Below are 13,757 nucleotides of genomic sequence, written 5' to 3'. Positions count from 1 at the left end.
CTCGTTTTAGCTGCAAATACTTACTGATGCTAAAACCAACCATAACCTCAATCCTTTGCTTAATAGTAATCTTGATCTCATCTTTTTCATGTGGAAGTGATGAAGGTGGCGATGATGGAGGAACTCCTGAACCCTCAATAGCAGTGGCCAGCCTAGTCATCACAGACCTTAATAATAACGCCAATGCCTCAGATTTCAGAGTATCATTTGACGTTTCAGTCAATGAAGGTTTTGTTCAAGAATACCGGGCAATTATCACCAAGCAATCTGCTATTAGTAACCTATCTCTAGCCTCGATTGAAGCATTACCTGCGAGCAGCTACTTCCGGATTTCAAAGACAGGAGGTAATATTAGTACAAACCTAAATGCTGGGTTATTAGACGTAGAAGGAAATGAAATTGTTGAAGGAGAGACATACAGTGTGTTCGTCTTGGCCATTGGAGACGGCACTAATGTGACAGCCAACAAGCTGAGTAACCAATCAAATCCCGTTACGCTTGAAAATGCAGATGTGCTAGAAATAATGGCTGAATTGCCCATAGGTACAGGTGGTTTAGAGGTAGATAGCGAAGGCAATATCTATTGTGCAGATTTTGGGCAATCACTCGGCAGTCCTCCAGGTACGTTGGTTTACAAAATTACTCCTGAAGGTGAAGCCAGTGTATTTGCTAATGGTCTAGTAGGCGCTTCTGGCAATACCTTCAATGCTGATGGCTCTCTACTCTACCAATCAAACATTCAAGGAGGCAGCGTGAGTACGATTAATTCTTCGGGACAAGTATCTCCTTTCGTTTCAGGAATGTCATCTCCAGTAGGTGTCGTATTCGACAATGCTGGAAATTTGTATGTGGCCAACTGTGGTGACAATACAGTCAAGAAAGTCACACCTGGAGGTGAGGTAAGCGTTTTTGCTAGTGGAAATCTATTCGCCTGTCCAAACGGAATCACAATAGACAATGATGGGAATTTGTACGTGGCCAATTTTAGTAGTGCTAACGTGGTCAAGATTGACCCTCAAGGAACATCATCCGTGCTAGTAGGATTCCCAGGGGGCAACAATGGGCACTTAACATTCTATCAAGACAATTTGTATGTGGTAGCCAGGGCATCAAATCAAGTGTACAAAGTCGATTTGGACGGCAATAGTGAGTTAATAGTAGGTAGTGGTAATAGAGGCCATCAAGAAGGAAATGCATTGCAAGGCGGCCTGTCCCTACCAAATGACCTTGAGTTCAGTCCTGATGGACAGTTTTTGTACATCAACGACTCCAAACCATTAACCGGAACTCCCGCCAATAGTGATATCAAACCTACTTACTTAAAAAGAGTGCGTTTCAAGCGTCAATAGCTAAACAAGTCGATCTTTGAGGGCTTTTGCGACAGCTTCCGACTTTGAGTTGACTTCTAACTTTTTGTAGATACTCTTAATGTGAGACCTTACCGTGTCTTGGCTTATGAAAAGAGCATCTGCAATTAGTTTGTAGCTCTTCCCTTTACAAAGTTGATCGAGAACGTCCATTTCTCTTTCGGTGAGGTCTGATTCAGTCTGTTTTCTAAATGACTTCACCACCATACGCGCAATGCTCGTACTCATCGGTGCACCACCACTCATTGCCTCACGAATGGCTTCAATGATTCTTTGTGGAGGCGTACTTTTGACCAAATAACCCGATGCACCGGCACACAAGGAATCAAACACTAATTGATCGTCTTGATGAACGGTGAGCATCAGCGCTTCTATGTTGGGCATCTTTTCCTTCATCTTTTCCACCGCCTTAATTCCCGTAATACCGGGCAATGAAATATCCATCAGTACAATGTCTGGGTTCTGAAGCTCAAGGTTTTCGAGAAAGCTTTCGGCATTTTCAAAAGTCCGGTCGCAAATCATCCCCTCACTGGTATTAATAATCAGTGCCAAGTTGCTCCTAATCTCAGGATCGTCTTCAACAATATTCAATCTTATGTTTTCACTCATGATTTGCTTTCAATTATTGATGGCTTTCCTTCGAATCTTATTTTCGTTCCTGACCCAATCGTAGTGTCAATTTCAATCTCTGCGCCCAATTCTTTTACTCTTGATCTCATGTTTCTTATTCCATAACCTTCATGATGTCCTCCCAGATCAAAACCCTGACCATCATCTAGCAAAAGAATTTCAAGCTGATCATTTTCATACTTGAAACTAAGCGAGACATTCTCTGCATCAGAATGCTTTAGCACATTGTGCATCGCTTCTTTGAATGTCATGATCAAATGTCGCTTCCAATCCATCGTCAGATTGATACCTTGGAGGTCAGTAGGTATCTGATCAGCAGAGAAAGCAATGGTTGTTTTATCGAAGAGCTCTTCTCCAAAATCCTTCAGCATAGTTGCCAAGTCGTAAGCCGAATCCTTCTTTGGGTCTAGGGCCCAAAGAAAATCGCGCATTGAATTATTCAGATTTCTTGAATTGTGTTTGATCTTCTGGACATAGGCTGTTGCATCAGGGTTTGAACCATTCATTTGCCGTTCTAACACTTCCGAGAAAAGCGCTATTCTCGTGAGTTTGTTACCCATCTCGTCATGAAAGTCAGCGGCAGCCTTCTTTCTAATAGACTCCATGAAAGAAAGTCGTTGAATTTTCTGTTGAACTCGAAAATGATGGATACCATACAGAACTGAACAAACCAGTACGAAAACGATGGAATAGAACCACCATCTCTGCCAAAAAGGACTTAGTATGTTAATTATTAATGTCTTTTCATTAGGTCCCCAATCACCAGAATCCCTTCCTGCTCTAACCTTAAAAGTATAAGAACCCGGGGAGAGGCTGGCATAATTGACGGATCTTAGCTTCGTGCTATTTGACCATGTATCATCTACCCCTTCGAGCATATAGGAGTAAACAATATCGTTAGGGTTGAGATAGTCGATTGCGATAAAGTCAAAGCCAATAAAGTTCTGATTATACCTAAACTCTAGTTCATCCACTTCTTGAATTGGTGCTTCTTTCTGAACCAATTCATCAAACAGCCTAACACTTTCGATTTGAACATTTGGATAGGTCATTTGATCTTTTACTTCCATCGGATCGAAATAGGTAATACCCTTTGTCGAACCAAAAAACAGCTTACCAGAATGCGTTTTGATGGAAGACTGGAGTCTAAATGTGTTGCCTGGAAGTCCATTGCGATTTGTATAATGCTTAAACTGTCGTTGGTCGGGTCTATAACTATGCAAGCCATTAATTGATGAAATCCACAAGACTCCATTATCCGCCTCCTGAATGGATTGAATGTTTGGTATAGGCATGGACCCCTGAGGGGTGTGAGTAATCCATTCTTCATTCTTTCGATCAAATTCTATCAAACCACTACTAAAGCCTCCAACCCACAAACGACCTTGGCTATCTTCGAAAACATCATTGACTGTTTGGCTTTGAAAACCCGACACTCTGATACCTGAGTACTTAAACTGCTTTATCTCGTAGGAACCATTATGCTCAATGATGCGAAACATCCCTTCCCTGACCGTTGCAAACCATATTGTTTGCTCTGAATCAACAAAGAGGCGCCTTCCCGTAGCAGATTTGAACTGTTGGGGAGCACTCTCCAACTGTTTCAAGTCTACAAATTCATCCTTTGTTTGTTTGACTAATCGCTCATCATTTATGGTCCAAAGATCTCCCTTGTTGTCATATAAGAAGTCCAATATTCCTCCAGAAACTTTCAGGTCAGCCGCTTTTTCAAGCGTTCTAGTCTTTTTACCCAATCTATAAAAGCCATCGCGCGTACCAATTAAGATATCATCCTGATTATCCCATACCATTGTAATGGATTGATCAAAACTTTTAGCCGCGTACTCAAAAACCGATATGGGGTTCTTGGTAACTGGATCAAGCGCTATCAGCGCCTTTGTCGTTGTCAGATAAATCTCGCCTTCGGATGACTTTCCCACAATAGTCGCATATTTGGAACTACCCAACCTATCTTCCCCCTTCCAGTTGACAAGCTCGAAGTAGTCCAAGTTATTCGAAGCCTGAATTATACCACCACCTCGTGAGCCAAGCCACAAACCATTCTCCAAATCACCCAAATAGAGTGATGAAAAAATGTAATTGGACCTCCATAAAGATTCCAGTGAACCATTTGCCCTAAGCATCAACGCCTCATTATTCATTGTAATAATTAGTAAATCGTGGTTTTTCGAATTTCCATGAGCTACTAAAAACCTCTCTTCCTCTAGGCCATTAGTTAGGCTCTTTAATTTATTACCATCCACTAACTCGTAGGCTCCTTTTTGGCTCAGCGAAATAATCAATGCATTATCGTTCCGTCTGAAAAGATTAGTAATGAAAGTACCTTTCAGGTCAATATCAACTTTGGCTACTTGCTTATCAGAGAGACTTATGTGATAAAGCCCATTGTCGAAAGTAGCGAGCCAAAGTTCTTTATCAATTTCGACTAATTTAGTACCGTTGATTATAGGAGCTTCTTGATACAGTATCGGCTTAAACTGCCCCTCTGATGCGTTATACAGAAAAAGTCCCTCTGAAGCTGTCATCCAGACATCACCATTTCCACTCTCGAAAACACTTATGACGTTCACCTCTTTACTGCCAAGTACAGAAACAGGAATGAATTTTCTGGTCTCCTCATCTATCAAATTTATGCCTTCACTTGTACCCACCCAGGCCCTACTATGGGTGTCGAAAATCATTGTTGTAACAAAGTTGTTTTGGTCCTCAGGTTTCTGACTATCGTAGTTGTAGAAAAAGAACCTTCTAGAGGCACGATCATACTTATTTACCCCTCCAATATCCAGTGTCACCCAAATATTACCTTGCAAGTCTTCAAACAGTTTCCCTTGGCTATTGGCTTGGAGTGAATAAGCATCTTGCGGGTTATGTCGGAAAACCTCGAAGTTATATCCATCGAATTTGTTAAGGCCATGCCCCGTGGATATCCATTTATAACCAAAGCGGTCCTCATGAATGTCTCTGACATCATCGGTAGATAAACCTTGTTCGGAAGTGAAACTTTGGACAGTAATTGTCTGCGCAACTAAATGATGTTGAAGCGATAATAACGAACCGAAAAGGAAGGCAAATAAGAGTAGAATGGAACGCGTCAAAAGTCGCAAAGACATGGTTCAAGTTAAGGAATTCTAACTTGAGCCAATTCACATATTCATGTGATAATGTTAATGTGCTTCAAGCCAATTTTGGCCAACGCCTACTTCTACGTCCATAGGTACATCTAACTCAACGGCTCCCATCATTAATTCAGGGATCTTTGTCTTCATGATTTCCAGTTCAGAATTATGAACATCAAAGACCAATTCATCATGCACCTGCATGATCATCTTCGACTTCATATTGCCTTTCTTCATCCAGTCATGGATATTGATCATTGCCACCTTGATCATATCTGCTGCACTTCCTTGAATTGGAGCATTGATAGCATTTCGTTCTGCGTGCCCACGAACTGTCATGTTTTTAGAGTGAATATCTCTCAAGTAGCGTCTTCTACCCAAGATAGTTTCCACATATGTAAACTCTCTGGCTTTATTTACCTGAGCATCCATATAGCTTTTCACTCCTGGGAACTCATTAAAGTAGGCAGTGATAATTTGTTGGGCTTCAGTTCTTGAAATACCAATATTCTGTGCCAGCCCAAAGGCAGAGATTCCATAAATAAGTCCAAAGTTCACCTCTTTTGCCTTTCTACGCATATCACGGTCTACATCTTCCAATGGAACATTAAAGACTTTTGAAGCGGTGGTGGAGTGGATGTCTCTACCAGATTTGAACGCCTCTATCATACTTTCATCCTCGGCAAAAGAAGCCACAATTCGTAATTCGATCTGAGAATAATCAGCTGCAAGAAGGGTGAATTCTTCTGACCGCGGAACAAAGGCTTTTCTTATTTCTCTTCCCTTCGGTGTACGAATAGGAATGTTCTGAAGATTCGGGTTATTTGAACTTAACCTGCCTGTAGCAGCTACGGCTTGCCTGTAATCTGTATGCACCAATCCGTCCACAGGGCTAATCATGGTAGGCAAGGCATCCACATAAGTAGACTTAAGTTTTTGGTACTCTCTGAATTCAAGAATAAGTCTGGCGATATCATGTTCCACAGCGAGTTTGGAAAGTATATCTTCCCCAGTTGCATACTGTCCTGTCTTTGTCTTTTTGGGTTTATCGACAAGTTTTAGGTTATCGAACAACACTACACCCAATTGCTTAGGCGAGGCAATATTGAACTCTTCACCTGCCATCTCGAAGATGGCTGCCTGTGCCTTACGGCTTTCTTCCTCCAGTTCTTTGGACATAGCAGCCAGTGTATTAGTGTCGATTTTAACACCATTATACTCAATATCCGCCAGCACATGCATAAGTGGCGTTTCAACTTCATTTAAGAGTTTCTTAAGCTGCCCTTCTTCCAACATAGGCTCAAGACAGTTTTTGAGCTGATAGGTTATGTCGGCATCCTCACCAGCATATTCGGCTACTTGGTGGACAGGCACATCCCTCATGTTACCTTGCTTCACTCCTTTCTTTCCAATCAGTTCGGTAATGGAGACCGGAGTATAGTTCAGGTAATTCTCGGATAGGACATCCATATTATGTCGTGTATCAGGGTCAATCAGATAGTGAGCCAACATGGTATCGAAAATGGGACCTCTCACCTCCACGTCATAATTCTTCAAAATCTGGACATCGTATTTGGCATTCTGAGCGATCTTAGCAATGCTTTCACTTTCAAAAACAGATCGAAACTCTTCAACTATCCGTTGGGTTTCTTCCCTGTCGTCAGGTGGTGTTGGAACGTAATAAGCTTCTCCCTGACGATACGAAAATGCCAAACCGACCATATTTGCCTCGATAGGCTCCAGGTTGTCGGTTTCTGTATCGAAACATATCTCGCTTTGGAGTAGCAAGTATTTCACAAGGCGTTGCCTTAGCTCTGGAGTGTCTATTAAATGATAATCATGTTCCGTACTGGCTAGGTTACTCTTTTCCTGAATAGCCATTTCCTCCGAAGAAGATTCTAGCGTTGGTGCGTCATCAGCAAACAGTCCCATCTGCTCTGAAGCTGCTGGTTTAGGTTTGGATGTCCTAGGCGCTGGGGATGTTGGTTGCCCCAGTATTCTCTTCAGTGTCGTTCTGAATTCAAGCTCTTCAAATATTTCTGTCAGCTTTTCAACATTTGGCCCTTTATAAACCAAATCTTCCTCTATGAATTCTATAGGCACCTCAATTTCAATACGTGCCAGCTCTTTTGACAGAATTCCTTGTTGTCCGAACTCAGCAACTTTTTCGGCAAGCTTCCCCTTTAATTCATGGGCATGCGCCACAATGTTTTCTACTGTGTCGTATTCCTTCAACAATTTGGCTGCAGTCTTAGGCCCAACACTCGGGATTCCAGGGATGTTATCCACAGCATCACCTTGCAAACCAAGCATATCTACCACTTGATCAATCCGTTCTATATCCCATTTGGCTAACACTTCTGGGATTCCCATAATGTCTACGCCATTGCCCATAAAGGCTGGCTTATACAAGTAAACATGCTCTTCTACCAGCTGACCATAGTCCTTATCTGGTGTCATCATAAAAACCTCAAACCCTTGACGCGCAGCCTTTTTAGCGAAAGTACCGATGACGTCATCGGCTTCGTAGCCATCTAGTTCCAAAACAGGAATATTGAAGGCTCTCACGATGTCCTTAATGATGGGTGTACCAATCTTTATGTCTTCCGGAGTTTCTTCGCGATTTGCCTTATATGGTTCGTATTGCACATGCCGGAAAGTCGGGGCGCTGGTATCAAAAGCCACTGCTATGTGTGATGGCTTTCGCTTGTCTATTATTTCGTACAGGCTATTGGTAAAACCGAAAGGTGCTCCTGTATTGAGACCTTTTGAGTTAATTCTTGGGTTTTTACTAAAAGCAAAATGGGCTCTATAAATGAGCGCCATTGCGTCTAAAAGAAAAAGGGTTTTTTCCGGTTTACTCATATTATAAAGGTAAGTATTCCGGAAAACTGAGAAAGAGGAATTTGCTTAATTCGAACCGAAAGAATTACGCTGACTGATTAAACCAATCGTATACTCAAAAACTGAGTCTCTCTTTTCTATAAGGTCTTCAAACGTTGTCTGCACGGAGTAGTCCGGGAATGTTCCTCTGCCTGCATTGTCAGCAGATACGTTCACAAACTCTTCATAAATAACTGGCACCTGTAGTGTTGAGCTTGTGTTCGGCAAGCTGTAGTTTACCAACATGTTGGCTGCTCTACCTACATGGGCTCCTCCAGTCTCTTCTCCAATTAAAATGACATTATCCATCTGGCCTAATATTCTAGCAAGGTCAGCTGCTGCAGAAAAGGTTCTACCTGAGATTAGAACATAAACATTGCCTTCGAACCTAGCGCCTTTGTAATCGACCGTTCCTTCAAATTCATCATACCAGTTAAGCAATGGTGCTTCGAAGCGATCTTCTTTAGATGAATTGAAATATTTCTGAATGTAGTCCTCAGCTCCCTGCAATGACTCATCGCTTTTTAAGCGGCCATTAATTGAAGCTACATATTGCTTCATTTCGATGTTTTGAGATCGGGTGTACGTTTTTGACGGATCGTTGAGTCTATTACCAGTTAAAAACTGATACATAGTGTTCAACAATCTGCGATCGCCCCCCTCGTTTATTCTCAGATCAATAACGAGATTTTCAAAGTCGAACTCCTTGTCTTCCTCATTGTAACGTGATCCTAACTTTTGATCAAACCAGTCCGGGTTAGCCTGGAATGTATTCAATGTTAAAACGAGCGTCTGAAGGGAGTCGATCGCATCAAGGTTCGTAAACCGATTGTATCGCTCATGCGACATGTTGATTGGTCTGTAGTAATTGTTCGCCAGCATGGTATTTCCCGCCACGCCTTCAACAACCACTTGTCGAACTTGACCAATAGGGTCCTTATAGCTTACTGAGAAGCTAGAAGAAGCACCGTTTTTTAAGAAGTAATAATAGCCAAATTTGCTTTCTACTTCTCTTAAAGGTTTTGTTTCACTGAAACCATCAGTGACTGTAAGGTTTATGAGTTCCGGTAAAAGACTTGGAATGTCTTCATCATTAATACTCAATAATTCGGCACCATGAGGAATATCACTACGCTCAAAGTCAAGGTAAGCCTTGCCCTGAATAATCTTTATTGGCAAAGGAAAAAACTGAGGTAAATCAAAGTCTTGGCGAACAACGGATCTGTCCATTCCCACTTTTGTATGTCCACAACGAAGCGTATTGTTGAGTTCGGCAAGTAGCACTTCAAATTGTTTGAAAGTAATAGCATCAGGAAGAGAAGCCACTTGATCCATTACCAATTTTTGAAAAGCCTGGCGGCTGATGTACTGGTAAGGATTACCGTGCTGCTTGTCGATGATCTGAAAGTAAACTTCCAGATCATCAGCAGCCTCTTTACGAGTAATTGTTCGATTATAGTTGTTAGATAAAAGGGAAAATGTATTTGTCAGTACTAACAGACCGACCAATACTACCTTATTGATTGTAATTAAATTTCTTTTCATAACCCCGGTTTTTAAGCCAGGGTGACTTCATCGTAGATCTTTCAATTGCCCGTTCGACTTGGCTTTACATGAAAGTGAGATTTAAAGAGTTCGGCAATAAACCTCCAATGATCACCCTGAGAAATCAGGGCGTAGGAAAAATTATGAGGTAGCGCTCGTTCGACTTAGCGCAATAGGAAGTATACAGGTTGTTTTAGCGAAATACCTGAGGGTAGATTATAAGAAGATAGTAAGGAGGTGTTCTTGTGAAAGAGTTCAAACATACAGAAAAAAGTCGTTCGTCACAAATTTTTATGCCGTTCACATACATTTCCCTGCTCTTTATCAATGCATGTATATACTCTTAAATTGAGTATCTTCTCTAAGAATCAAATTTGACAAAATACTCTTTGGCCAAATATCTATTTGACCATTAAAAAGAAAGATTCTGCCAATATCTCACGAAATCCGTGGTTTACATAAAATAATCTGCTGTACTAGTCGTAATTTTAAGGTAATCCCTAATCATTTTTGGTCATTATAAATCGGAGAGTACTTTTTTTATCCCTAATTCTCATCGCCCCAAACCTTAGGGCTCAAGAGTTCAATGGGTTTATAACATCTGACTTCTCGGGTGTCCTGGGTGCCAGAACGCAGCCTGCATCTATCGCAGATTCTCCCTATAAATTCGATTTCAATTTGATCAATGCCAACTACTACTTAACCAATAATATTGGATTTACCAGAACCAACGCAGAGGGCACGAGCCTTATAAGGTATGTAGATTTAGACCCTAGATTTTTACATGCAAATGTGGGCTTAGGAGGACTATCAGCTATGCTTTCTTTACCAAGAAATCAGGGAATTGCCTTACAGTTTCGTTTAAGATCAGTGAGCAGTGTCAATGATCTTTCACCCCAGTTTATTACTCAGGTAAATCGCTTTACCGACTCGCGCTTCCTAAATACGACCGTTTCCAACCAGAAGGGTGACTTTGCTACTAGCCTGTGGCAAGAAGTGGCTTTCAGTTATGCCTTTGTAAAAAAAGATGATGGCTTTCATCGCTGGAAGGTGGGCGCGACATTCAAATTGATCAACCCTTTAGCCAATGTGTGGGCTACTGTACAGGATATTGATTACAACATTACCGGTGCGGGACTTGCACAGTTTACGAATTTAGAGGCTGAGCTCGGTTACTCATCTACCCTTGATGATTTCCAACAGTTTGATGGTACACAAAGCTTCAATAGACTACCAAAGGGTACTGGTTTTAAGCCTGGAGGAGATATTGGAGTAGTGTATGAGAGAGTCGCGTATCGAGAAGACCCTAGTGGAAACAGAGAAACAAGACTCAAGCCTGATATTACCTATGAGTTCAGACTGGGAATTTCCATCACCGACATCGGGGTCATGAGATTTGAACAAGGATCTGCTGCTTTTGCGGCCACCGGTATACTGCCAAATCAAGGTGACATCAATTTTGACGACCTTTTTGGAAACCTTGATAGCTTTCGGCAAGTCCGGGACTCACTCGAAACGGTATTACAAATTCAGGACAAATCTGGAGCTTATACGGTTACCTTACCGACTTCCCTAAACCTTAATTATGACTACAATTTTTGGAATAACTTTTATCTCAATGTAGCTGGTAGGTTTGATTTAACCGGCCTTATCCCGGCAGATTATAGAGTCAATTACCCAAGCAGTATCACCATTACTCCTCGCTATGAAACTGGTTATGGGGGGTTCTACCTTCCTTTTTATCGCAATTTAGATGGAGACTCAGAGCTTGGAGCTGCCCTACGATATGGCGCCTTCACTATTGGTACTCACAGTTTAGGGTCTATATTTTCCAAAGAGAAAAAGTCAGGAGGGGCATTCTTTAGCATCAGCTTGAATCAGTTAAAGGCGAATTCAAAAAAGACTTATTGCTTTGGTTCTTCGAGAGTGGGCAGTGGGTTCACCAGATCACAAAGAACACCCCTTTATAAGCGAAAGAAGTTTCTCTTTTTCTAAGCCGCCTGTTCCACAGCGCTTTTTGCCTTCTTGTATGCAATCGCCCTAAAGCCCATAAATACCAAGAAAGGCACCCAAATACCATCGTTCATTAATAGGTGAAAAATGGCCTTATCTCCTACTTGTTGTTCAAGAATACTGAAATAGAACCATAGACCACCTGCCACCTTCGTAAAGGCTGCAACAAACAAAAGGTACCAAAACCTACCCGGATGGATGGCACATGTTAAATAAACAGCGGCCATTAACAATACAAATTTCCCTTGCCATTCGATTATACCAGGTGCTGTAGCGTCAGACTCAGTGACCCACTGAAAGAACGTCTCAGTAAAGTAGCCAATGAAGATACCCCAGAGGATATTGTATGCAGCTGAAACAAGTAGAAAACCACGCATCCAGTTAGGGAAAATGGTTTGTGGTGTCTTGATGGAATTCATAACTTATCTTTCAATTATAGTCAGGGCAAAATCTCCCTCAAATCTATAAAACACTTCTTCAATGACGATACTCAATACAAAGTTTAAAAAGGCACCAGTTGTTTTAATTGGGTTGCTGGTAATGGCTGGTTTTTTGGCTGGCTTCAAAATGGCTCAGAATATGGCCATAGAAAAAGAGGATATAAAAGCTGCTCAGAAGATCCTAGACCTTGATTTTGACGATCAGGAGATTGCCCAAATGCTACCCAATATCAATCGTAATTTGAGGGGATTAAAAGAGTTACATCAGTATTCGATTGATAACAGTGTTCCACCAGCCCTATGGTTTAAACCCCAGAAAGGAACTCGACCTATTCCGACAAAGCAGGAACGCATTCAGTGGGAACTTCCAAAAAACGTCAAGCTCCCTGAAAACAAAAATGATCTGGCTTTCTATACAGTTGCTGAGTTATCGGTGTTGATAAAGGAAAGAAAAATTACTTCCGTTGAACTAACCGAATTCTTCATTGGCAGACTAAGGAAGCATGACGATTCATTGAAAGCTGTAATCAGCATCACCGAAGAACGGGCGATGGCTCAGGCAAGGCGCGCTGATGATTTATTAAAAAATGGTACTTATCTAGGGCCACTTCATGGCATTCCTTATGGTGCTAAAGATTTGATGTCTGTTCCGGATTATAAGACTACATGGGGTGCTGGCCCTTATAAGGAGCAAAACCGCGGGAGTGAATTGGCTACAGTGGTAAAAAAACTAGATGAAGCCGGGGCGGTCTTGATTGCCAAACTCACACTTGGCGCTCTTGCCATGGGAGATGTGTGGTATGGTGGTACTACCAAGAATCCATGGAATCTAAAACAAGGTTCTAGTGGTTCTTCAGCAGGTTCAGCCTCGAGTACTTCTGCCGGACTTGTACCCTTTGCACTCGGCACTGAGACCCTCGGATCAATAGTCTCTCCATCTACCAGGAATGGTGTTACTGGCCTAAGACCAACTTTTGGCCGGGTAAGCAGAGCTGGAGCAATGGCACTAAGCTGGAGCATGGATAAGATTGGTCCAATTACTCGAAATGCCTTTGACTGCGCTCTCGTTTTTGATGTGATTCGAGGCGAAGACGATATTGACTTGACGGTCGAAGATCACCCCTTTAACTATATTGGGAAGGTTGATCTTTCTAAGCTCAAGGTAGGTTATCTCAAATCTTACTTCGAGCGAAACCGGCCCAATCAAAAGGCCAATGATGACAAGTCTCTTGAAGTATTAAGATCGTTAGGTGCCGATCTTCAACCAGTAGAATGGGTTTCTGACTTACCATTCCCGGCCATGCAAGCTATACTCAGTGCGGAAGCTTCAGCAGCATTTGATGCACTTACTCGATCTGATAGGGACACCCTCTTAGTGAGACAAAGTGCAGGAGCCTGGCCCAATTTGTTTCGCAGCGCTCGATTTACTTCAGCGGTTGATTATATCAATGCTAATCGCGTGAGGCATGAAGTTGTGCAAAAGGTGAATGCTCTTATGGAAGACTATGATGTAATCATAACACCAAGTTTTGGAGGCAGCCAGCTTTTGACAACTAACCTAACCGGACACCCTTGTGTAGTCTTAAAGAACGGCTACAACCAAAACGGAGGCCCAACCAGTATTTCATTTATTGGCAACTTGTTTGACGAAGCCACAATTTTGGCAGTAGCAAGGGCATACCAAGAAGCAACGGATTTTGACGAACAACATCCACCAGGCTTTATCAATTAAAAATTAAGGT

Annotated in this window: 8 protein-coding genes; 3 read left to right on the top strand and 5 right to left on the bottom strand. The window is 41.9% G+C overall.

Features of this window, described 5'->3' with window-relative positions:
• Positions 1-26: 26 nt before the first annotated feature.
• Positions 27-1,349 (top strand): SMP-30/gluconolactonase/LRE family protein, encoded by a 1,323-nt coding sequence (locus J4E76_RS15540; protein ID WP_208505711.1) that lies wholly within the window; start codon positions 27-29, stop codon positions 1,347-1,349.
• Here J4E76_RS15540 and J4E76_RS15535 read toward each other — a convergent pair whose 3' ends face one another.
• Genes J4E76_RS15535 through J4E76_RS15520 form a run of 4 tightly spaced genes read right to left on the bottom strand, consistent with a single transcriptional unit; the run spans position 1,350 to position 9,562 of the window.
• The gene (locus tag J4E76_RS15535) at positions 1,350-1,976 is read right to left on the bottom strand and encodes a response regulator transcription factor (RefSeq protein WP_208505710.1); all 627 of its coding nucleotides are present in this window, start codon (positions 1,974-1,976) and stop codon (positions 1,350-1,352) included.
• Positions 1,973-5,128, bottom strand: coding sequence for a triple tyrosine motif-containing protein (locus J4E76_RS15530; RefSeq protein WP_208505709.1), 3,156 nt, complete (start codon positions 5,126-5,128; stop codon positions 1,973-1,975). Before J4E76_RS15530 ends, J4E76_RS15535 begins: the two co-directional genes overlap by 4 nt.
• A 54-nt stretch (positions 5,129-5,182) precedes the next feature.
• The gene (gene polA, locus J4E76_RS15525; protein WP_208505708.1) at positions 5,183-7,999 is read right to left on the bottom strand and encodes a DNA polymerase I; all 2,817 of its coding nucleotides are present in this window, start codon (positions 7,997-7,999) and stop codon (positions 5,183-5,185) included.
• A gap of 45 nt (positions 8,000-8,044) precedes the next feature.
• A complete protein-coding gene (locus J4E76_RS15520; protein WP_208505707.1) occupies positions 8,045-9,562 on the bottom strand; it encodes a S41 family peptidase in 1,518 nt (505 codons plus the stop codon).
• Positions 9,563-10,072: 510 nt separating this feature from the next.
• Between J4E76_RS15520 and J4E76_RS15515 the strand changes: the two genes are divergently transcribed.
• Positions 10,073-11,557: a DUF5723 family protein gene (locus J4E76_RS15515; protein ID WP_208505706.1), complete on the top strand. Its 1,485-nt coding sequence runs from the start codon at positions 10,073-10,075 to the stop codon at positions 11,555-11,557.
• Here J4E76_RS15515 and J4E76_RS15510 read toward each other — a convergent pair.
• A complete protein-coding gene (locus tag J4E76_RS15510; protein WP_208505705.1) occupies positions 11,554-11,994 on the bottom strand; it encodes a hypothetical protein in 441 nt (146 codons plus the stop codon). The genes J4E76_RS15515 and J4E76_RS15510 overlap by 4 nt on opposite strands.
• Positions 11,995-12,055: 61 nt before the next feature.
• Between J4E76_RS15510 and J4E76_RS15505 the strand changes: the two genes are divergently transcribed.
• Complete coding sequence (locus tag J4E76_RS15505; RefSeq protein ID WP_236017497.1) at positions 12,056-13,747, top strand: amidase; 1,692 nt, start codon at positions 12,056-12,058, stop codon at positions 13,745-13,747.
• The last annotated feature ends 10 nt before the right edge of the window (positions 13,748-13,757 follow it).

The organism is Roseivirga sp. E12 (assembly GCF_017592825.1).
In the GTDB taxonomy this organism is placed as follows: domain Bacteria; phylum Bacteroidota; class Bacteroidia; order Cytophagales; family Cyclobacteriaceae; genus Roseivirga.
The sequence above is the reverse complement of the archived record's forward strand: the minus strand, read 5'-3'. Positions and strand labels throughout refer to the sequence as shown.

Coding starts and splice junctions, on each gene's coding strand:
- J4E76_RS15540 (WP_208505711.1), top strand. CDS start 27: ATGCTAAAACCAACCATAACCTCAATCCTTTGCTTAATAGTAATCTTG.
- J4E76_RS15535 (WP_208505710.1), bottom strand. CDS start 1,976: ATGAGTGAAAACATAAGATTGAATATTGTTGAAGACGATCCTGAGATT.
- J4E76_RS15530 (WP_208505709.1), bottom strand. CDS start 5,128: ATGTCTTTGCGACTTTTGACGCGTTCCATTCTACTCTTATTTGCCTTC.
- polA (WP_208505708.1), bottom strand. CDS start 7,999: ATGAGTAAACCGGAAAAAACCCTTTTTCTTTTAGACGCAATGGCGCTC.
- J4E76_RS15520 (WP_208505707.1), bottom strand. CDS start 9,562: ATGAAAAGAAATTTAATTACAATCAATAAGGTAGTATTGGTCGGTCTG.
- J4E76_RS15510 (WP_208505705.1), bottom strand. CDS start 11,994: ATGAATTCCATCAAGACACCACAAACCATTTTCCCTAACTGGATGCGT.
- J4E76_RS15505 (WP_236017497.1), top strand. CDS start 12,056: ATGACGATACTCAATACAAAGTTTAAAAAGGCACCAGTTGTTTTAATT.